The organism is Sporosarcina sp. SAFN-015 (assembly GCF_051966875.1).
In the GTDB taxonomy this organism is placed as follows: domain Bacteria; phylum Bacillota; class Bacilli; order Bacillales_A; family Planococcaceae; genus Sporosarcina.
Map to the genome: position 1 here is coordinate 228049 of NZ_JBQCKP010000004.1, position 22241 is coordinate 250289.

Annotated in this window: 18 protein-coding genes; 11 read left to right on the plus strand and 7 right to left on the minus strand. The window is 43.8% G+C overall.

Annotation, left to right across the window (positions count from 1 at the left end; genetic code table 11):
• Positions 1 to 61: 61 nt before the first annotated feature.
• A complete protein-coding gene (locus ACTHPA_RS09285) occupies positions 62 to 763 on the minus strand; it encodes a glucosamine-6-phosphate deaminase (protein WP_440499895.1) in 702 nt (233 codons plus the stop codon).
• Positions 764 to 1068: 305 nt separating this feature from the next.
• Here ACTHPA_RS09285 and ACTHPA_RS09290 point away from each other — a divergent pair, with 305 nt between their 5' ends.
• Genes ACTHPA_RS09290 through ACTHPA_RS09300 form a run of 3 tightly spaced genes read left to right on the plus strand, consistent with a single transcriptional unit; the run spans position 1069 to position 3404 of the window.
• Entirely contained in the window at positions 1069 to 1224 is a 156-nt protein-coding gene (locus tag ACTHPA_RS09290; RefSeq protein WP_440499896.1) for a cytochrome c oxidase subunit 2A, read from the plus strand.
• 24 nt (positions 1225 to 1248) lie between these two features.
• Complete coding sequence (locus ACTHPA_RS09295) at positions 1249 to 1752, plus strand: cytochrome c oxidase subunit II (protein ID WP_440499897.1); 504 nt, start codon at positions 1249 to 1251, stop codon at positions 1750 to 1752.
• A complete protein-coding gene (locus ACTHPA_RS09300; RefSeq protein ID WP_440499898.1) occupies positions 1749 to 3404 on the plus strand; it encodes a b(o/a)3-type cytochrome-c oxidase subunit 1 in 1656 nt (551 codons plus the stop codon). Before ACTHPA_RS09295 ends, ACTHPA_RS09300 begins: the two co-directional genes overlap by 4 nt.
• Before the next feature lie 84 nt (positions 3405 to 3488).
• On the opposite strand, the gene ACTHPA_RS09305 is transcribed toward ACTHPA_RS09300, so the two are convergent.
• Entirely contained in the window at positions 3489 to 5381 is a 1893-nt protein-coding gene (locus tag ACTHPA_RS09305; RefSeq protein ID WP_440499899.1) for a sensor domain-containing phosphodiesterase, read from the minus strand.
• A 165-nt stretch (positions 5382 to 5546) separates the two neighbouring features.
• Between ACTHPA_RS09305 and ACTHPA_RS09310 the strand changes: the two genes are divergently transcribed.
• From ACTHPA_RS09310 to ACTHPA_RS09335, 6 genes are all read left to right on the plus strand, one after another.
• Positions 5547 to 5894, plus strand: coding sequence for an SCP2 sterol-binding domain-containing protein (locus tag ACTHPA_RS09310; RefSeq protein WP_440499900.1), 348 nt, complete (start codon positions 5547 to 5549; stop codon positions 5892 to 5894).
• A gap of 148 nt (positions 5895 to 6042) precedes the next feature.
• The gene (locus ACTHPA_RS09315) at positions 6043 to 6801 is read left to right on the plus strand and encodes a C40 family peptidase (RefSeq protein WP_440499901.1); all 759 of its coding nucleotides are present in this window, start codon (positions 6043 to 6045) and stop codon (positions 6799 to 6801) included.
• A gap of 196 nt (positions 6802 to 6997) precedes the next feature.
• Positions 6998 to 7600: an ECF transporter S component gene (locus tag ACTHPA_RS09320; RefSeq protein ID WP_440499902.1), complete on the plus strand. Its 603-nt coding sequence runs from the start codon at positions 6998 to 7000 to the stop codon at positions 7598 to 7600.
• A 24-nt stretch (positions 7601 to 7624) separates the two neighbouring features.
• A complete protein-coding gene (locus ACTHPA_RS09325; RefSeq protein ID WP_440499903.1) occupies positions 7625 to 8392 on the plus strand; it encodes an energy-coupling factor transporter transmembrane component T family protein in 768 nt (255 codons plus the stop codon).
• Complete coding sequence (locus ACTHPA_RS09330; protein ID WP_440499904.1) at positions 8389 to 10047, plus strand: ABC transporter ATP-binding protein; 1659 nt, start codon at positions 8389 to 8391, stop codon at positions 10045 to 10047. The genes ACTHPA_RS09325 and ACTHPA_RS09330 overlap by 4 nt, the downstream gene beginning before the upstream one ends.
• A gap of 174 nt (positions 10048 to 10221) precedes the next feature.
• Positions 10222 to 11796 (plus strand): SulP family inorganic anion transporter, encoded by a 1575-nt coding sequence (locus tag ACTHPA_RS09335; RefSeq protein WP_440499905.1) that lies wholly within the window; start codon positions 10222 to 10224, stop codon positions 11794 to 11796.
• Between the two features lie 275 nt (positions 11797 to 12071).
• Here the strand turns inward: ACTHPA_RS09335 and ACTHPA_RS09340 are convergent, their stop codons facing one another.
• The 5 genes from ACTHPA_RS09340 to ACTHPA_RS09360 form a co-directional block, all read right to left on the minus strand.
• Positions 12072 to 14045 carry a TRAP transporter permease gene (locus ACTHPA_RS09340; RefSeq protein WP_440499906.1) on the minus strand — a complete coding sequence of 658 codons (1974 nt, stop codon included), beginning with the start codon at positions 14043 to 14045 and terminating at the stop codon, positions 12072 to 12074.
• A 68-nt stretch (positions 14046 to 14113) separates the two neighbouring features.
• A complete protein-coding gene (locus ACTHPA_RS09345) occupies positions 14114 to 15118 on the minus strand; it encodes a TAXI family TRAP transporter solute-binding subunit (protein WP_440499908.1) in 1005 nt (334 codons plus the stop codon).
• Positions 15119 to 15350: 232 nt separating this feature from the next.
• A complete protein-coding gene (locus ACTHPA_RS09350; RefSeq protein ID WP_440499909.1) occupies positions 15351 to 16451 on the minus strand; it encodes an amidohydrolase in 1101 nt (366 codons plus the stop codon).
• 113 nt (positions 16452 to 16564) lie between these two features.
• A complete protein-coding gene (murJ, locus tag ACTHPA_RS09355; RefSeq protein WP_440499911.1) occupies positions 16565 to 17848 on the minus strand; it encodes a murein biosynthesis integral membrane protein MurJ in 1284 nt (427 codons plus the stop codon).
• Entirely contained in the window at positions 17841 to 18944 is a 1104-nt protein-coding gene (locus ACTHPA_RS09360; protein WP_440499912.1) for a glycosyltransferase, read from the minus strand. The genes murJ and ACTHPA_RS09360 overlap by 8 nt, the downstream gene beginning before the upstream one ends.
• A gap of 367 nt (positions 18945 to 19311) precedes the next feature.
• Between ACTHPA_RS09360 and ACTHPA_RS09365 the strand changes: the two genes are divergently transcribed.
• Both ACTHPA_RS09365 and ACTHPA_RS09370 read left to right on the plus strand, forming a co-directional pair.
• A complete protein-coding gene (locus ACTHPA_RS09365; RefSeq protein WP_440499913.1) occupies positions 19312 to 20208 on the plus strand; it encodes a C40 family peptidase in 897 nt (298 codons plus the stop codon).
• A 137-nt stretch (positions 20209 to 20345) separates the two neighbouring features.
• Entirely contained in the window at positions 20346 to 22073 is a 1728-nt protein-coding gene (locus ACTHPA_RS09370; protein ID WP_440499914.1) for an N-acetylmuramoyl-L-alanine amidase, read from the plus strand.
• The last annotated feature ends 168 nt before the right edge of the window (positions 22074 to 22241 follow it).

A 22241-nucleotide genomic window follows, 5' to 3' on the forward strand; every position in this document is an offset into this window, starting at 1 on the left:
TGTCATTATTCTTCCCATAAGAAAAAGCCGCATCCGACAAGGACACGGCTCTCCATTAAAATTATAATTCTAAGTCTGTAATAATTGTTACGTCGTTATGTTCGAGCAGGTATGTGATCGTCCAGTCCGGATCGATTTTGCCTTCGAGCACTTTTGTAATCGCTGGGCGTTTTTTCTCACCGAATGCGAGGAGAACCAATTTTTTGGCACTCATAATAGAGGCGATTCCCATTGTCAATGCTGTGTTAGGGATTTTCTCGTCGTTTTCAAAGTATTGGCTGTTTACACCGAGTGTCGATTCAGTCAAAGTTGCAACGTGTGTGACGGAATCTTTCGGAGTGCCAGGTTCATTGAACGCGATATGTCCGTTTTCACCGACGCCGAGTAGTTGAATATCGAGCTTTGCATCTTGCAATGCTTTCTCATATCGTTTGCACTCTGCTTCGAGATCCTCTGCCATGCCGTCCGGTATATTCGTATCTTTGAATTTTTTCTTGCTGAATAAGTTATCTTTCATGAAGTATGCATAGCTATTCGGGCTGGATGCAGGCAAGCCGACGTATTCATCTAGATTGAATGTCGTCACATCCGAAAAGTCCAGCTCCGATTCTGTCAATTTTTTATAGACAGGGATCATTGTACTTCCTGTTGCCAATCCAAGCACATGAAGTCGATTATGCTCAAGTTCTTCTTTTATCAACTCAAAAAAGCGTTCCGCTCCTTTTTCAGGGCTTTCAACTTGAATAAGTTTACATTTTTCCATTCTTCTCAACCGACTTTCATTATAGATTTGGTCTTACTGTCTTATTTTAATTTCCAAAAACAGTATGGTCAATAAAACGAATAATTTACACAAAAAGACTGACCACACTTCTATTCCCTTTCTTTTTCTTCCGAAACACATTTCGTCTGCGAAAACGTATATGTCTAATTTTTGAAGACGATGTGAACAAAATGTGGACTCTTTCGTAAATTGCAGATTCATAGGGATTTCCCTAATTCTCTATTTTCCCCTCGTGCTTATGATAAAAGTATGAGCTAACAACTTCAATGCAGGAGGTGGAAAGTATGGCTACAAGCAATTCCAAGAAGCGCCCGGCAGAACAATCCGGCAATCCTCATACCGGCATCAATCTGAAAGGGACCTTCATCTCAGTCATGCTGTTAGGTGTCTTCATCCTAGTAACATGGTTTGGACTTTACGCACTATTTTTATCTAGATAATGAGACTCATTAGGAGGAAATACGATGCATTTGCATAAATACGAAAAGATTTGGCTTACATTCGGATTGGGTTCTCTCGCACTTTTCCTTGTAATTATCGGATTCGCAGCTTTCTGGAAAGGGACACATCCAATGAGTCATATCGAAACGATCGACCCACAAAACGTCGAAGCGCACGAATCTTTCAAACCTGAAAATCTCGGCCTTCGTGAAGTGGCGGAAGGCAAATATACCGTCAATATCGTTGCTTCCGCGTTCAACTACGATTTTGGCACAGATGCAGACGGAAAACCTGTTAAAAAAATCCGCGTGCCAAAAGGTTCCACTGTTTTATTCCAGATCACTACTAAGGACGTCGTGCACGGGTTCCAAGTTGCAGGCACGAATGTCAACATGATGGTTGAGCCAGGACACGTAAGTCGGCTTGAAACAGTCATGAAAAACACCGGCGAATTTACTGTCGTCTGCAATGAGTATTGCGGTATCGGCCACCATCAAATGTTTGCAACCGTGGAGGTGTATGAATGATGTTGAAAAACTATCTGTTCCCGAAGAAGGAAGCCCGGCTCTACATGGCGTTCATGCATGTAACATTTGCTTCCTTGCTCATAGGCGGGCTTATGGGACTCTTGCAAACTCTGTCCCGTTCCGGCCAATTCCAATTGCCATTCGGAATTAACTACTACACGATTTTAACGGTGCACGGCGTCATTTTAGGTTTAGTATTAACAACGTTTTTCATCGTCGGTTTCCAATTTGCCCTTATGGGGAAGACGGTCGGTATTTCTGATAAACAATACAAATGGGGCTGGGTTGCGTTTTGGACAATGCTCGTCGGTACAGTTATCGCAGCGACGACAATTTTAGTAGGGCAAGCGAACGTACTGTACACATTCTATGCTCCTTTGCGTGCACATGCTGCATTTTATATCGGTTTGGCATTAGTCATCGTCGGCAGCTGGATAGCTGTTTTTGTCAACTTCCGTCAGCTGTACGTTTGGAAGAAAGCGAATCCGGGACAAAAATCTCCATTGCTCGCATTCATGGTCGTTATCAATATGGCGATGTGGTTCATCGCATCTCTCGGTGTCGCTACTTCCGTATTAATTCAATTCATCCCTTGGTCTTTAGGATACGCGGCGACAATCAACGTCTTATTGAGCCGTACGCTTTTCTGGTATTTCGGCCATCCGCTCGTCTATTTCTGGCTGCTCCCTGCATATATGGCATGGTATGCAATCATCCCGAAAATTATTGGCGGCAAATTGTTCAGCGACTCGCTTGCAAGGCTATCATTCATCCTTTTGCTTATGTTTTCGATTCCGGTCGGATTCCATCACCAGTTGACAGAGCCTGGTATTGATCCCACATGGAAATTCATCCAAGTTGTCTTGACATTCATGGTTGTCATACCGACTTTAATGACGGCGTTTTCCATCTTTGCAACATTTGAAACGACAGGCCGCCGGAAAGGTCATAAAGGGCTTTTCGGTTGGTTCAAGCATTTGCCTTGGAAGGACGTTCGTTTTCTTGCACCATTCATCGGCATGGTGGCATTCATTCCTGGCGGCGCTGGCGGTATCGTCAATGCTTCCCACCAAATGAATACGCTCATCCATAATACGATATGGGTGACAGGACATTTCCACTTGACGGTTGCAACGACAGTCATCTTAACATATTTCGGTATTGCCTATTGGCTCGTTCCCCATTTGACAGGAAGAAGATTAACACCGAAATTAAACAAGCTTGGGATCATTCAAACGATCGTTTGGACAGTCGGGATGACGATCATGTCGACATCTATGCATATTCAAGGTCTCCTTGGCGGCCCGAGGCGTTCAAACTTTTCGACTTACGCTGGCGGCGCGCAAGTCGATACGTGGATCAGCTATCAAATTGCGCAAGCTGTCGGAGGTACAATTCTTTTCATCGGCATCATCATGATGATCTATATCTTCATCCAGCTCGCATTCTTTGCACCACGCGGCGTTCAGGAATTCCCGATTGCGGAAGAAGAAGTGGACGCCGATCCGACTCCAAAAATCTTGGAAAATTGGTATTTATGGATCGGAATAACAGTCGCTCTTATCCTATTCGCTTATACTATTCCAGTCTTCGACATTATTAAGCATTCCCCACCGGGATCATTGCCATTCGACTGGCCGATTGGGCGATAATATACAAAAGCGAAGAGCATAAAGTTTGTAACAATAATAAAGCCTTACGCTTCGGTATTTTCCGTAGCGTAAGGCTTATCTTCATTATAACGCGGAAGGCAAAAGCAATTTTCTGCCTCGCCTATGAGTGTGGATCAAATCATTAATTTCTTCGACAGGGAGAGGCTTGCTGAAATAATATCCTTGCAGCTCGGAACAGCCGAACTCCTTCAGAAGATCCCATTGCTCTTTCGTTTCGACACCTTCACCAATCGTCTGCAGACCGAGCATTTCGGCTAAATGAATGATCGTTTGGACGATGCCGGAACTTTTCGGATCATTACCGAGACCATTGATGAACTGGCGATCAATCTTAATTTGCTGGATCGGGAAATGCTGTAAATAAATGAATGCAGAATACCCTTTCCCAAAATCATCGATGGAAACAGAATAACCCATTTTTTGCAATAGAGTAATCCGGTTGGCGACAGCTTCCGTATCTTCCAAAGCGACATTTTCTGTTATTTCCAACATAATATTTTTCGGTTTAATGTTCGCTTCAGCGATGCATGTATCCAAATAGGAAGGAAGATTATGATGGAGGAAATGCCTTGGTGATAAATTGACCGACACCGTTATATGCTTCAACCCCTCCTCTTTCCACTCCCGCACCTGTTCAGCTGCTTGCTTGATCACCCATTCACCAATCGGTATGATAAGTCCGGTCGATTCGGCGAGCTCTATAAACTCCCCTGGGAAAATGAGGCCGCGTTCCGGATGCTGCCATCGGATCAACGCTTCAAAGCCTATCACTTCTCCCGTCCGGCAATTCACTTGCGGCTGAAAGTGCAATTTGAATTCATTCAAATCGAGGCCTTTACGCAAGTTCATTTCCGAAAGCATCGTCTCTTTCAAATATGTATGCATCTCTGGATTGTAAAGCCTCCCGCTTTTACGGACAAACGCCTCTTTTCCTGATTGCAATGCCATATATGCCGCCTGAACACCATATTTCACGTTTGTCGCATGCTCTGGATAGACAGAGGCACCATAGCTGAAAGTCAAATACAATTCTTGTCCGCTTACATGCATCGGACGCTTCAATCGATTGACAATCTGCTCGATCTTCTCCATTTCGCTTTCCAATTCTCCGCTAAAAGGAAGGAAAATGATGAAATGATCGAAAGCCAATCTTGCAGTTTGTGCAGGATATTGGAACAATCTCTTCAAACGATTCGCTGTGATCATTAATATTTGATCTGCGCCATCAGGTCCGAGCACGCTTTGCATATTGGTATATTGATCGAGTACTAGATATATGAAGACTCCCCGCTGCCCTTTTTCGAAACCTTCAATTTGCTCGATTACCTTTTCTGTGAATGAATATTGATTATTGAGCCCGGTCAATGGATCGACATAAGCAAGACTATGCACATGTTCCTCCACTTCGATTCTCTCAAGCCGGTCAAAAATAAATGAGAGCATATCTGCAATGGATGCAACTAGGACTTTATCGAGATATGTCCATGTTCTCGAATGAACCGACTCGCAGCAGATAACACCACCAATCCCTCTACTTAAGATAATCGTAGCGTCAATAAGCGATTTCACTTCCTTATCAGCGTAAAATGGATTGTGCAGCAATTCTTTCATTGCCTGATCTGTTGAAACGTCTGAAATCGCTAATATCCGCTCTTGTTGGACCGCTTCAAAATAAGATGGCAACTCTTCGGCACGGATTATTTCTCCAGATGTATGAGTTGATCTATTTTTGTGGAATGTATTTTGTGCGGTCAAGAGCGTTCGTTTTTCATTAAATAACCAAATGCTCACACGATCGCAAGCCATTATCTTTGATATGCGAATGCATAATTCTTCTAAGACAGGGGCAATCGATTTTCGTGAAAGGTCCGACTGCTTCGCCTGCTTAAATATGAATTCCTGCTTCTTTTGAAGCTCCTCTAAAATTAAGTTGAGTTCTTCTTGAGTACGATTCATCGGCGTTATGCATCCCCTTTCTACCTACTACTATACCTACCCCTTTCTATCGACAAAATTCCAATTTTTTTGAGAGATAATACGTATTTTTACATAATTCTTTTCGAAGTATATGGTATACTGAATGAATAGTCACTCATTTAACGGTAAGGATGGTGTTCCCCAATGAATTTGGAAAAATTGACGATGGAAGAGATTTGGACTGAAATTGATTCACAGCTGAGCGCTAATAAAGGACCAATCGAGGGAATGAATGCGTCATATTCTTTCGATTTAGCTGGTGAGGATGGCGGCATGTACGGCTTGAAGTTTGCAGATGGTGAAGCGGAGACTATTCATGGCGACCCGGGTGACGTCGATTGTGCATTGAAGATGAGTGTTGGCGACTTTAAGAAATTGCTTGAGGGCAACTTGAATTCAACCGCAGCTTTCATGATGGGAAAATTGAAAGTGAAAGGAAATATCGGTCTTGCGCTGAAGCTTGAAAACTTATTAAAACAATATACATTCTAATAGTACGTTCACGCTGTTTACGAAACATTAAACAGCGTTTTTTATTCCACAGAATTTCACGTTTCGCCAGCTTTCTACCCTCTTGTGTTACGAATAGATTACTAGTAAAATAGAATTATAGAAGTTTGTCTAAGAGGGGGAAATATGAGTGAAAAAGAAAGTTTTTTCGGTGATGGCCACTTTTGCTCTTGCGACATGCATCGCTGCCAGCAATGCGGAAGCCGCCACTGAAGAGTACACTGTTAAAACCGGTGATTCCCTATGGAAAATCGCTTCCCTGCATAAGTTGACTGTAGACGAATTGAAACAAATGAACAATCTTACGACTGATTCCATAAAAGTTTCTCAAAAACTACTTGTAAAAAAGCCTGCTGTGACGAAGCAGCCAGAGAAACAAAACGCTATCAGTACGAAAGAAATCAATAAAAGCTTGACAGTCGCGAAGACGACTTCATCTACAAGCTTCTTCAAACCGGCCGAAGAAAAGGACAAGCCCCTTTTACCGAACTTGTCGAAATCAGCCCAAGACATTCAAATTGCATCAGTCGAAGTGGCACTGCCGCTTCTTGATACACCTTATGTATGGGCCGGCGTTACGCCTGAAGGGTTCGATTGCAGCGGTTTCATCTATTATGTGTTTACAAATGCAGGGCTTCAATTACCGAGGTTAGACACGATCAGCATGTTCATGAATTCGCAGCATGTGGACGAGCCAGTTCCAGGAGATCTCGTTTTCTTTGAAAATACGTATCGCGAGGGCATTTCGCATGCGGGTATTTATATAGGTGACGGCAAGTTCATTCATGCCGGAACAAAAAAAGTTGAAATTGCGGCAGTCGATTCCGCTTACTGGAGAGACAAATTCGTCGGCTTCACCCGCTTCACTCAACTTCAATCAGTTAGATAATATGCATCAGACCAAGAGATGAACTTCTCTTGGTCTTTTTTATTGTCCGTAAGTCGAGACGCCCAAGCAGAAGTGCCCGCATAAGATGAGAATAAGGAGATATTTTTAAAAATCGCTTCCCTATTTCTTCATATTAGATTAGTATAGTCATGTGTCTTGACATCTATCATGATTACAAAAGAAAAGGAGAATAAGAATGAAAAAGAAGCGTATGTGGTCTTTGCAATTTTCAACGGCTGCGTTTGTATTAATTCCAGCAGCGGTCGGCATCAACTTTTTAGGAAAACTGTTTGCAAGCGTTTTGAAGCTGCCATTATGGGTCGATGCCATTGGGACAGCACTTGCGAGTATGCTTGCAGGTCCGCTTGTCGGCGCCATTGTCGGGATTGTTAATAATATCGTCTATGGGTTCACGACGGACCCAGTATCTTTCGTATATGCAATTACCCAGGCAGTCATCGGAATCGTTGTCGGGGTCATGGCGTATAGAGGGTGGATTTCGAATATCGGCAAAGCAATCATTCTTGGGGTCGTCGTTGGATTCATCGCGGCGATCGTATCAACTCCTCTCAATATTATTTTTTGGGAAGGGACGACAGGGAACGTTTGGGGCGATGCATTATTTGCAACGATGCTTGCAAAAGACATGCCGCTTTGGCTCGCTTCATTCGCGGACAGCATCGTCGTCGATGTACCCGACAAAGTGGTCACAGTACTGCTCAGTTTCTTGATCTTCAAAGGGTTGCCGAAGAACGTGAAACTTATGTATAACAACCAAAGTGAGATTGAAAGATTGTAAGCACTGCCTGCAGGAGGGATTCGAATGAACATTATGACATTGTACGTGCATAGGAATTCACCGGTCCATAACGTGGATCCCTTGACAAAGCTATTATTCGTCTTCATTTCCATAGCATCAACATATATCATCTCGGACCATCTAGCCGTGCTCGGAATCCTTCTGTTCACTTTCATCATCTTGATGATCGGTAAAGTAATCAAATACATTTTGCCGATCATCGGGGTCAGCTTTCTGTTAATCGCATCCATCATCATCGTTCAAGGTTTCTTTCATCCTGATCGCATGACGGTTCTATTTGATATCGGCCCGATAACGATTTATAAGGAAGGCTTTGCGATCGCCTTTCTTATCACGCTCCGGGTCGTCAATATGGTCGCGGCTTTCGGTGTGCTCATTTTAACGACAAAACCTGATGATCTTGTAGAGGCATTGCTTCAAAAAGGTATGTCGCCGAAGTTCGGTTATGTGCTGCTGTCAGTTCTGCAGATCATCCCGCAAATGGTCGCACTAACCGGCAAAATAACTGATGCGCAGCGGGCTCGTGGAATGGAGACAGAAGGCGGACTTTGGATGCGATTCAAGTCATTCCTTCCCCTCCTAGGTCCCGTCGTCCTGAATTCCCTTACAGAAACACGTGAACGGTCTATCGCATTAGAAATACGCGGATTCAGTGCCAAAGTGAGACGGACGTTTTTATATGAGAGGGCAAGCTACCGATATGGGGTGCCGATGCGGATTGCATTGATCGCCTTCTTTTTGGCTGTCATCGTATGGAGGGTGAGTTCATGAGTCTTTTACGTGTAGAGAATTTGAAATATAAGTATCCGGATAGCCCCCATTTCGCACTCGATAATATTTCATTTACAGTGGAAAAAGGTGAGTTCATTGGAGTCGCCGGCATGAATACGGCTGGAAAGACGACATTATGCTACGCGTTGAGCGGACTTGTCCCCCACTTTTTTAAAGGTTCCTATGGCGGAGATGTTTTTATTGACGGCAAGGATGTTTTATCGCATGACATAAGTGAAATTACCTCACGAGTCGGACTTGTGCTTGAAAATCCTTTTTCACAAATGACAGGAGCCAAGTTCACTGTCTATGATGAAATTGCATTCGGATTGGAAAATCAAGGCGTACCGCGCCATGTCATGCATGAACGGATTCGTGAAAGTATGAAGCTGCTTAATATTGAAGGATTGCAAGAGAAGAATCCATTTTCGTTATCTGGAGGACAAATGCAGCGTGTCGCCATTGCTAGCGTCATTGCCATGAAACCTGAAATCCTCATTCTTGACGAACCGACTTCCCAGCTTGATCCGCAAGGCGCTGAAGAAGTGTTCCGCATTGTTGAAAAGTTGGCAGATGTAGGAATGACGATCATTATGGTGGAGCAGAAAATGGAAAAGCTTGCGGCATACGCTGATAGGATTCTCTTGATGCATGATGGGAAGTTAATCGAGGACGGAAAGCCCGACGAAGTCTTTTCAAAAGACGATTTGCATGCATTCGGAGTCGAGCCTCCTATGTATGTAAAAATCGCACGAGCTCTCGGCTTGCGAAATGATGCAACCGGATATTATCCAATATCTCTGAATGAAATGCCAATGCATCGGGAAATTCAATTTAAGCCGGTAGATCAAATGGATTCACATAAAATAATGACGCCGACACTCACCGTCCGGAATCTTCATTTCAGCTATGAAAAAGGACGGGATGTCATTCGCGGACTGAACGTTTCGTTGAGTGGTGAGCCAATTGCGATCATCGGGGAAAACGGAGCAGGAAAAACGACGTTCGTTAAACTAATAAAGGCACTATTAAAACCTGATTCCGGCGAAATATTAATGAATGGAATGCCAATATCTGCAATGACCGCTGCAAAGTTGGCAAGCCAAATCGGGCTCATCTTCCAAAATCCAAACGACCAGATATTCAAACATAAAGTGATTGATGAAGTAATGTTCGGTCCATTGAATATCGGCCAAACCGATGCAGAAGCTCTTGCAAATTCAAGAGAGATGCTTGCGCTAGTTGGTCTTGCCGATAAAGCGGAAGAAAATCCGTATGACTTGAGCCTTGCGGAACGGAAAATGGTTGCGATGGCGTCGATACTCGCGATGGATACGGATATTGTCATTTTCGACGAACCGACGATGGGGCAGGATGTACGGGGGAAGGCGAAGGTGAAAGAAATGATTCATTCGCTCTATGAAAAAGACAAACTTGTCATCTGCATTTTGCATGACATGGATTTTGTCGCGGAAACATTCGGGCGTACAATCATTTTCAGCAATGGTGAAATGCTTTTCGACGGTGAGACTCGCGAGGCGTTTGCTCAGGAGGAAGCATTGCGGGTTGCACGGGTCGAGCAGCCGCATGTTACGAAACTAGTGAAACGATTGGGATATGATTATATTGTATTGAAAGAAACTGAACTTGCGTAATTTTTGAAGGGCTGCCCTGAAAGTCAGGGAGAGTTGACCTTTTGCGGCTGCCCTCAGTTGTAGTAAGCTTTGGACCATTGACTTTTAGCATGGGACCTTGTCAGCACTGCATTTTTCACTTATAATGAAGATAGGAAATATTTTTACAAATACAGTGGAAGAAGTGTGACCGCCTTGTTCAAAGATCAGCGTTTTGTTGATTATAATGCGTCGGGATTTCGGAAAGATTTACTTTCAGGGATTACTGTCGGTATCGTAGCCATTCCACTCGGGATGGCTTTTGCAATTGCCTCAGGCGTTAAACCTGAGTATGGTTTATATACGACGATCATTGCTGGTTTTCTCGTCGCCCTCTTAGGTGGATCCCGTTTTCAAATTGCCGGTCCGACGGGTGCATTCATCCCTATCCTTCTAGCAATTGTCCTTCAATACGGCTACGAAGACCTATTAATTGCCGGGTTTCTAGCTGGTATTTTCCTAGTGATCATGAGTTTTGCAGGCGTCAGCAACCTCATTCATTTTGTTCCAAGATCTGTAACGATCGGTTTCACTTCAGGTATTGCAATTATCATTTTCACAGGGCAATTCGGAAACTTCCTCGGCCTTTCAGGTTTGGAAAGCAAGGAATTCTTTCATGAAAATATGATCGATGTCGCCAAGCATCTCCATACGGTGAATGTCTTCAGTGTACTTACCGCTGTAATTGGTCTAGCTATGATTTTCATTTTGCCGAAAGTCGCTCCTCGAATTCCGTTGCTGCTCTTCGCTCTTTTAATTCCAACCATCGTATCCGTCTTGTTGTATCCTGGAAAACTGGAGACGATCGGCACAGCGTTTGGCGGTATTCCTCAATCATTGCCGGGATTTCAACTTCCCCAAATCACATTGTCCAAACTCGTTAGCCTTTGGCAGCCTGCATTGATCATTGCCGCGCTAGGCGCAATTGAATCATTATTATCGGCAGTCGTTGCAGATGGCATGAAAGAAGGACTGAAACATGATTCGAAACGGGAACTTTTCGGTCAAGGGATTGCGAATATCATTACACCGTTATTCGGTGGCATTCCCGCGACGGGAGCGATTGCGCGAACAGCGACAAATATTCGATCAGGCGCTGTCAGTCCAGTATCAGGCATGATCCAAAGTGTTTTCGTCTTGTTATTCATTTTAGTATTTGCTCCGTTTGCTTCCTATATCCCATTAGCAGCAATGGCTCCTATATTAATGTTTGTCGCTTGGAATATGAGTGCAAGAAAAGCATTCATTCATATTTTATCTGTCAGATCCAGCGATTCAATTGTCTTGCTGATAACATTTATACTTACTATATTTATTAACTTGACAGTAGCTGTTCAAGTCGGGATCCTATTGGCTGCTCTTTCCTTCTTGCGTAAGATGAGTGGCAAGCTTCATATTGCGATGGATAAAGTTTCCGATGTCGAAATTCATAAGTTCGGAGAAGACGTTACGAAGTATAGTATCGAGGGACCGTTGTTTTTCGGTACGGCTAAGACGTTTGAGGATAAGATGCCCGATCTCCTTTCGAATGGGACGGCTAATATCATTTTAGATTTGGAGCACTTATCAATGATCGACGCGACGGGCGAAGCTGCGTTATCCGCTTTATTAGATAGCGCTAGCAAAAAGAACGTGAGAATCATTGTGAAGAAATTGCCGAAGCAGAAACTATCTTTGTTCAAAAAGAGCGGATTGTATAACCGTATAGGCGAAGAGAATTTCTTCATGTAAAATACGTAAAAAGCTGTCACCTCGTTTCGGGCGACAGCTTCAGCCTGTTGACAAACGCTCGCATCCGTTGTTGCTCGTCTCGCTCGTCCGCTCATGAACTTTAGTTCTATTCGCGTCTTCGCTCGACTTCGCGCCTAGGCTGGCAAGCGTTTTCAATCAGGCTGAGGAAATTCCTGCACATTGCCACTTGCCTTAAAAAGAGTGTAGACAAAGTCCAAAAACGACTTTGTCTACACTCTGAAGCTGTCACCTGTTTTCGGGCGACAGCTTTTATCTTATACAACAACTTCTTTAATAGCCTGCTTTTCCTCTTCTTCCGGTCTTTTCCTCTGAATGAACCAGATGATTGCGATAAGCAGAAGTCCAATAGCACTTGATACTAGCTCGGGGATGATAAGCATCAAACCGGCACCAAATAGGACAAATCGTTCCCACATACGTGCATTCCGTACGAAGAATCCAATGACGGCGCTGCTGACTCCCATCATGCCAATTAACGCGGTTGTGATGGAAATTACGAGCTTCACTGGAGTGACGTCAACAAATACGAGAATCGGATTATAGATGAATATATATGGAATGATGAAAGCGGCAATCGCCAGCTTTACAGCGGTTACTCCAGTCTTGAACGGGTTCGCCTTGGCAATCCCTGCTCCTGCATAGGCCGCTAAGCAGACCGGCGGCGTTATGTCCGCTACGATACCAAAATAGAAGACGAACATATGCGCAGCAATCGGCGCAATGCCGAATTCATTAATAAGCGCTGGAGCCGCAATCGTTGCAGTAACAACGTAGTTAGCGGTTGTCGGCAATCCCATTCCTAACACAATACAAGCAATCATTGTGAAGAATAGCGCCAAAATTAAATAGCCATTTGATAGGGCGATAATACCCGCTGCAAATTTTGCGCCTAATCCCGTCATACTTACAACACCGGCGATGATGCCGGCTGTTGCGACAGCCGATATGACAGGAAGAGCGACCCTACCTCCTTGCTCAAGTACATAAATGACTCTTTTTACACTAAACTCGGATTCCTTTCTGTAAAACGCATTAAAAATCCAGATAACAACAGCCGATAGGATTCCGAATAATGCAGCGCGTTGCGGCGTAAAGCCCGACATAATTGTAACGATGATGACTAAGAGAGGAATGATCATATAACCATCTCGTACAAATATCTTTTTGAAAACCGGAAGCTCGGACTTTGGCAGCCCATGAATTTTTAGCCGTTTTGCCTCGAAATGCGTTCCGATGAAAATCCCTGTAAAGTACAGGATAGCTGGAATCAGAGCAGCCAGCATAATCGTTGAGTAGCTGACGCCAAGGTACTCCATCATGATGAAAGCGGCAGCACCCATCATAGGAGGCATGATTTGACCTCCTGTCGAAGCGGATGCTTCTGTTGCTGCAGCGAATTCCGGCTTAAAACCCGCCTTTTTCATCATCGGAATTGTGAAGCTTCCAGTCGCTACAGTGTTTCCGACAGAGCTTCCAGATACCGTTCCTTGAAGTGCACTTGCTACAACAGCTGTCTTCGCGGTTCCGCCTGTATAACGCCCGGTTAATGAAAACGCCAGATTATTGAAGAACCTGCCGATCGGTGTATTGACAAGAAGAACCCCGAAAAACAGAAACAGGAAAATGAATTTCGCGGAAATTTGGATCGGAGTTCCGAAAACACCGCTTTCACGATACCAAAGGTTCGTCATCGTCCGATCGAGAGCAAATCCTTGGTGGGATAAGATACGAGTCGGAACGAGGTTTCCATACATTGCGTATAACATCGCAATGCTCGCAACGATGACGATTGGCAGACCTACTGTCCTTCGAGTGGCCTCCAATACGAGTAATACGCCCAAGATTGAAATGATGATATTCAATGAGCTATAGCCCGAAACCCTGCTTTGGAGAATTGAATCGTAAAAAAATATTTTATGATACGCCACATACATTGCTGTAAACGCCAACAGCACATCATACCAAGGGACTTTTTTCTGCGTTTTCCTCCATGCCTTCTTTGCCGGATAAAGAAGGAATATGATTCCTAGAGCCGTACCAAGGTGGATAGCTCCTTGCTGTTGCGATGGCAGAACACTCGTTGCCCCCGTATATAGATGGAAAATCGTGAGTGAAACTGCAAGAAAGGTAACGACGTATGCCCATCTACCGATTTGAACACGGAATTGACTTTCCTTGTCAAATTTCTCAAGTATCTCTTGTGCATCTACCACCTTATGATTTTTCATATTTTGCCGCCTTTCTTGACTTGACTATATTCTGTTGAATGAACCGGTTCCCCTTTGCAAATTGACCTTTATTTCACATCTTCAAAGCTGCTGATTTTTGTTTTTTCTCTCGTTACGATTTGAACAACTTCCGGATAAATATGTCCGATGAACGCTGCGTTTTCCACAGGATTGCCTTCGAAATCAGCTTTTCCATTTCTAGCATTCAGTGCAGGGACATGGACCGTCATACCTAAATCCATCTGGCCCTGGCTAATTGACGATAAGTTTTCTACAGAAGCCCCTGTTTCCATATTTGTGACGTTAATACCGTCAATATACTTATTCCAAAGGTTTGCCATCTCACCGCCAAGCGGGTAATACGTTCCTCCTTGGCTTCCTGTGCCTAGCGTAAATTCTTCTTTTCGATTCCCTGCTGTAGCTGTCAATTCAGCCACTTCATTGTCGACCGTCAATCCTTGTTCCTCGTAATACTTTTTCGCGCCAGGGTGGATTAACAGCCCTTCAGCACCATTCAATGCATTTTCCAAAATCATTTGCTTTGCTTGTGCATGCGTATTTTCGCTTGCGTTTTCAATCATGCTTTTCGCTAATTCATAGCCAAGTTCTTCGTCAATTGTGTCCGTATTACCCATTAAGATAGCGAAAGCTGTTACAGTCTCCACATCTTCTGTCAGGAATTCATAGGACTCCTTAGGGATTGTGAACCGTTTGTAGCCCGATTCTTCTTCGATCTTCTTAATCGCTTCATCTGATAGGCTTAGCATTTTCACGTCCCCGGCAGATGCTTGCAAGCTTTCAATGCTTGCCGCAGGAAGGCCTAAAATTCCGATTGAGATGTCGATATTACCGTCTTGTACGCCGTCAGCTGCATCTCCAAAGCCTTCTTGGAATGCTGTATAGTCGCCGTCACCAATTCCATAAGCATCCAAAATGATTTTGGATACATTGTTCGTTTCACTAGCCGGCGGGCCGATTGCAATATTCTTTTTCCCTCCACCACTACATGCAGATAACACAAGCAAAGCACCTAGCAGCATGAACACTAAAACTTTTACACGATTTCTTTTCACTGTCGTTCCCCCTCATTTTTCATTTTCCCTTCTCGTAAGCGCTTACAAAAATGAAGAAAAGTGGAGCTCTTATAGAGGTATTGACGCTATGAAAAAAGGAGTCTACCAATAATTATACTTAAATATGCTCAATAAGCAATTAAATTTCACTTAATTCTGATTAAACGTAATAGATGATAAATTAAAAAACTCCATCTTTCCGGCGATCGTCCGGTAGATAGAGTTTTCGTTTTTATTCAAATGAAGCTTTCGCCAACGTCGCCGCCAACACTTTCGCTCCCATGTCGAGCGCATCTCGATTAAATGTCATATTCGGGTGGTGGAGACCCGGGCCTAAATCGGCTCCTACCCCGATCATCGCTGCTTTCAACTCAGGGTTGTGAATCGTATAAAAATGGAAATCATCGCTGCCTGATGTGATAATCGCAGGTGCAAGCGCCTCTTCCCCAAGCGCCTCCACAATCGCTTCTTTCGCTATTGAAGCGGCTTCTTCGGACACTTCTGCGGCAGGCGTATAATCAGACCAATTCAAATCGATACGTACACCGTATAGCTGTGCAATCGATTTGATTCCCGCATCGATGCGCTCCTTCAATTCATTCAGCACTGAGTTTGCCTGAGCCCGTGTATCAATCGCAAACATTGCGTTCCCCGGAATGATATTCAAGCTTTCGCCACCCGCCTGTACTTTCGTCAATTTTGCGGAATATGCTTCATATGGCGAGAAATGGATTGTTTTCAGGAATTGCGCAATCGCGAATATCGGATCAAGCGCATTCTTTCCTTGCTGCGGCCGCGCACCATGAGCATCTACTCCTGTAACTTTCCCTTCAAGGAATAGCGCAGCCCCGTGATGGATTGCAGGAGAGATTTTGCCGAAAGGGGTCTCTTCCTGTGGCCGTAAATGTACGCCGAATAAATGGGAAACGCCATCGATCGCTCCTCTTTCGATCATTGATTTAGCCCCATTCCCTTTCTCTTCCGCTGGCTGGAAAATGAAACGGATGCGGCTGCCGATTTGCCGCTCTTGCAAATAGGAGAGCGCACCGAGCACCATCGACATATTTGCATCATGCCCGCACGAATGGTTCGCCCGGTATACGCCATCCACGTCTTGCCATAGCGCATCCATATCGGCCCGTACTGCGATGATCCGATCCCCGCTCCCGATTTCCGCCACCACGCCTGTCACATCATCGAATGTATGATGCTGCACATTCATTTCCGTTAGGATTTCAGCTATCTTCTTCGTCGTTTCAACCTCTTTCCAACTAATTTCAGGATTCGTATGAAAATGGGCGAACCATTCCCCTATCTGTTTTTCAATGGACATTGTCATCTCTCCTACTCTCGTTTCTTCTTTTATTCAGAATAGCTCAAATCGAATTGGAATAATAGATAAAAAAATATCCCGCACGCAGTCGATTCTGCGGCGGGATATTTTGTTTACAGCTTCCATTTCACTCTTGCATAAATAACAAGCATGAGCAAGTTGATAGCTGAGCTGATGACGGTTCCGTATGCAATTGCTGTAGGACCGAGAGAATCGATGAACAAATAAATGATAGCAATATTAATGCCTAGCACACTGATGAGACTGAAAATAACAGGCAGCATCGAGTTGCCTTTTGCGTAATAAAAACGGGTCACATATGTGTTCGCCGCAAGGAAGAACATTGACAACGCGAATACCTTGAAAATCGGAACTGTAATTAACACCGATGCTTCGTCGAATTCTCCACGTTCGAAAATGAGTCGAACGAGCGGATCAGCGAAGAAATAGGCGACTGCAGTGGCTGGTGCAATTAATGCCGCTAGCAGGAGCATTCCTTTTTTATACAGTTTCTTAACTGTTTCATTATCCCCTTCGCCTTCCTTCTTGCTTAACATCGGATAGATGACAGTCGTGACAGCTGTCATCATAATCGCTTGTGGGAAATTGCTCAGCTTGGACGCGTAGTTGACAGCTGAGATGACGCCTTCGCTTAATCCTGCGGCAGCAATTCTATGGATGAACGCATAGAATTGCATCGATGCGCCGCCTAGTAGAATCGGCAATGCGATAATCCATACTCGCTTCACGTCTTCCGACTTGCCAAGTGTCGGCTTCAGTGAATAAAGCTTGCTTTTTTTGATGCCTGCGAATAAAAAGACGCCCATGAGCACCGCACCTAATAGTGCTCCGATTCCGTATGCAGTCGGGCCGTACCATTTGACAAGCGGTGCAGAAATGATGACGAAAGCAGCGTTGTAAACGAGGATCGCAATACTCGACAGCTTAAATTTGTCGTTCAGATTCAATAAACCGCTCATCCATGTCGAAAGGACAAGAATGATCGTGGAAGGCATCATCCATAGGAATAGCGTATATGTCAATTCAAATTGTGATGGCGTTAAATCATTAAATGCGATCCGCAATAATGGTCCTGCGAAAATGACAGCAAGGACCGTGATAATTGTTGCGGCCATCAATACCGACGTAAACATTCTTCTGACGAAAATGGCTTTGTCGGTTTTGGAGGAATGATAGACGGAAATGAAAGCCGTCGTCAACCCGCCGCCTACGACGAGGTAAATGAAATTCGGAATCGTATAGGCAGTAGCAATTGCATCCGCAGCTGCGCTTGTCCCGAACTGTTTCCCGATGACCACTTCACGCAAAAAGCCAAATAGCCGAGCTGCAATATTGATGATGGCAACTGTGCCGATGATTTTCATCATTTTACTCATTTGTATTCTTCCCTTTCGACACAGCATCATAGATTGCCGTCAATCGTTCGGCAATGACATCATACGTATGTTCCGCCACTTTCTTTTCAGCAATTTTCTTTCCTGCTTCCGACGGCTCTTCCAATGCTTGTTTTAATCCGGCCGCTAGAGATTCCGGTTTTTTCGGCTCAACGAGAATACCGGCTTCATTGCCAAGCAGGAATGAAAGGCCTCCGACGTCAGTTCCAACTACCATTGTACCTACCGCCATCGCTTCGAGTGCAACAAGACCAAAGCCTTCATGGTGGGAAGGCAAAACGAAAACATCCGCTGCTGCAATCCATTTTGTAATGTCCTTCTGAGGCAACGGTTCCTGATGGGAAATCCGGACACCATTCGACAGCAGCCGCTTCGCCAACGTCTCCATGAATCTTTCGTCTTTACTCGATCCGATCATATGAAGTGCAGCTTCAGGATGGTCTTTTTGCACGATGTTGAACGCATCGACAAGGTCGAGCACGCCTTTCGCTTCGATCATATTCCCGACGAACAATAGAAGTTTTTCGGTCGAAGGGATGCCCAACTCTTTACGCGCATCTTCCTTCGGCATCGGTTGGAAGATCTCCATGTTGACTCCCATGCTCATGACATGGACTTGCTCTTCCTTTACACCAAATCTTGTAATGACATCATTCTTCAATCGTTCCCCTACCGTAATGACTGCATCCGCCCCTTGCAGGACCTTTCGCGTATAACCCGCGATACGTTCACTTTTTGCGGCCATTTTATCAATATCACCGCCATGCACAGTTACAACGTATGGAATTCCGAAAAGCTTCTTCCCTATTAATGAAAGAACTCCTGTCGGAAATGCATAATGTGCATGCGTCAATGATAGATGCCTTTTATTCTGTAATAAAAAGCCGATTGATTTCAGAAACCAGGCCATATATTTTTTCAAAGTGGCGGCTTTCCCTTTTCCCGGCTCATCGATTGCAATAAGATCGACTTGAATTCCTTTTGAGCGTAACAGCTCCACTTGATTTTTAACGAAAATACCGTATGTCGGGTGCTTTTCCGAAGGGTACATATTACTGAAAACTGCGATTCTGCGCATTTATTTCTCATCCCATCTACTGTAAGTCTGTACTCTATACACATTAAACGATTATACCATAAGTATGTTCCTTTCATTTTTGTAACATGTCTGTCATATACCATTTTTGCTACGAAGAAACTCAGGGTGAAATACCTAAAATATTGATGAAAATTGAAAAATAACAGTAGATTGTCTTTATAATTAAACTTTCCTACAAAATTCACCCTTTATAAAACGTTGGTATGAGCGCCTTTTCGACACTAGTCGAAGAATGTAACGTTATTGTAATGTAACTGTAACCGAAATGAAGGTTTAGCTATGGTAGGATGTTCTCAGATAAAAGCACACTGTATGTAAACGTGCGAAAGGGGAATTTGGGAACCATATGAAGAAACTGTTTTTCTCGTTTTTGGCATGCTTTTTGTTAGCAACGTCCGTACCAGCCATGGCCTCAGCGAATTCACCGACTTCGCTCGTCAGTACAGCGCGGACCTTTATAGGAACGCCTTATGCCTATGGAGGCACAACCACTTCCGGATTCGACTGCTCAGGATATACACAATTCGTTTTTAAAAAGCAAGGCATCAATATTCCAAGATCGACTGGCGAACAGTTTGCTATGGGAACAGCTGTTAAGAAAAGCGATCTTAAAACTGGAGACCTCGTCTTCTTCAACACTTTCGGGAACAGAGTCTCACACGTCGGAATCTATATCGGTTCCAGCAGATTCATCCATGCTTCGACATCCAAAGGTGTTATGATTTCTTCCGTCAACGACCCTGCATACTGGGGAAAACGTTATTTAGGCGCCCGTCGCGTCGCGGATTTCAAGAATGAAAAAACAGTCGCCTTCGAAGAACCGACGGCAACTACACCTGTCTATGTATCTCGCGCTAAAATAGCAGAGACGCTCGTAACTGAACTTGGCCTGGAATCAAACGCTACTGATATATCATTCTCTGACGTAGCGGCAGATCATCCTCAATATGAGGCAATCTCGAAAGTAGCAAGTGCCGGGCTATTTACCGGAAATGACGGGAAATTCAATCCAAATGATTCATTGACTCGTGCGCAAATGGCAAAAGTCATCGTAGAAGCTTTCAATTTACAAGGTTCTACAAATACATCTTATACTGATGTTCCTGCAGATCATTGGGCTAATGAATATATTAATATACTAGCCTATAACCATATTGCAAGCGGATATGAAGATGGATCTTTCGGTCTTAACGATAAATTGACTGAAAAGCAATTCCAAAAGATTCTTGATCGACTTCATTGATAGCCTAAAAACCGGGTGTTCCGTAGTATTGGACACTCGGTTTTTTTCAGAATAACTCTATTAAAATAGTAAATCCTCTATAGATTTACGTTGATAAAACTGGTAAACTTAATCTACATCTTATTTAGGAGGACACCATGAAAACGTTTAAATGGGCAGCTGTTGCTTTACTTTTTTTCGCTCTTGTTTCCATCGTCCCTGGACATTCTTCGGCAAAGTTTCAATTCTCGGATATCTCACCTCAGAAAGAGTATTACGAACAAGTACATTACATAGCTGATTTGGGTATCGTCAATCAAGCAGAAAAATTCAATCCCGGCAACAATTTGACACGTGCTCATGCGGCGAAGATGCTCGTCATCGCTTCCGGCAAAAAGGACATGCCTACGCCAAACATTCAGTTCAAAGATCTAAAGCCAGGCACTGAGCAGTATGAATTTGCGAGCCGTGCAGTTGAACTCGGCTATTTCAAGAAAAAAGCCGACGGAAGCTTTGATCCGAACGAAAAATTGAAACGGGATGAAATGGGATATGCCCTTTCCGTCGCTTTCAATCTTTCGGAGAATGTGACAGTCGATCGTCCGTTAATGCTCACCGACATGAAAGACCATGCTTACGCAAAGCAAATTAACGGATTGTACTACGGTGGTGTTACACAAGGAGATGCAGGCAAATTCCTGCCGAATGATCTGTTAACTCGTTCGCAATTTGCATTGTTTGTAGCACGTGCTTTGAATGACGACTATAAGCTAACGGTCAAATTGCCTGAACAAACTTCGAGAACGTATTTTGCAAAAGTGTCAACTGGCGGAGACAACTTGAACGTCCGTACTCATCCGGCAGTTACCGGTGATGTCGTCAGTCGATTGAAAGACGGTGAAATCGTCGAAGTTATTGGACAGACAGGCGACTGGCTACTTATCCTAATCGACGGTAAAAACGGATATATCCATGGCCGTTACACAGTTGAAGTCGGAACTGAAACACCATCCGACGATGATGTAGCTATGGAGGAACCAGAACAACCTGAAGTATCAGAACCTGAAGTAACTGATCCTGAAGTAACTGATCCTGAGGAAGATTGGGACAACTCCTCTCCATCAAGCGGATTGGTCGGAAAAGTTACCACTAAAGTTTTGAATGTCAGAAAATCACCTGATGGCACATCAGCAATTGTAGGAAAGCTATCCCTCAATCAAAAAGTGGATATCGAATCGATTAACGGCAATTGGGCTAAAATCAATTTGCAAAGCGGTTCTGGTTATGTCCATAAAAATTATTTGAAGCTTATCAACCAGACGGGCAACCCGTTGAAGGATCGAATCATCGTTATCGATGCTGGCCATGGCGGAAAAGACCCTGGCGCGTCGAGCAATAAATTAAATGAAAAGTCCGTTGTATTAAAGGTTGGTAAACTTGTAGAAAGCAAGTTGAAGAATGCAGGCGCAAAAGTAGTGATGACGCGTTCAAATGACACGTATTTGACATTGGAACAGCGGACAGAACTCGCTAAAAAGCATTACGCAGAAGCTTTCGTTTCCATCCATGTGAATGCAGCTGGCTCATCAGCAGCAAAAGGATCGGAAGTATACTATGACTCTTCCACAAATCCGAATGCTTCTGAGAGCAAGCTGTTGGCAAGCAAGATTCAAACAAATCTTGTGAAAAACGCCAATATGAACGATCGCGGTGTTCGCGACCAACGTTTCTATGTTATTCGTAATAATAATGTTGCCGCTGTACTTGTTGAGCTCGGTTTCATTACGAATCCTGATGATTTCAAGAAGTTATCGAGCGATCAATATGCAGAAATTTACGCAGAAGCGATCTATCAAGGGCTTGTACAATATTACGCAGTACAATGATCTATTATGCCGGAAAGAAGTGAATGTACTTCTTTCCGGCTTTTTCTATGAATCTATATATTTACGGAAAATTCGTTTGTCCTTTAAATATGATAATGATAAACTTAAAATGAATAGTTTTCATCATTATTCCAGCTCTGTTAATTATATTGGAATACTGATGAAGAA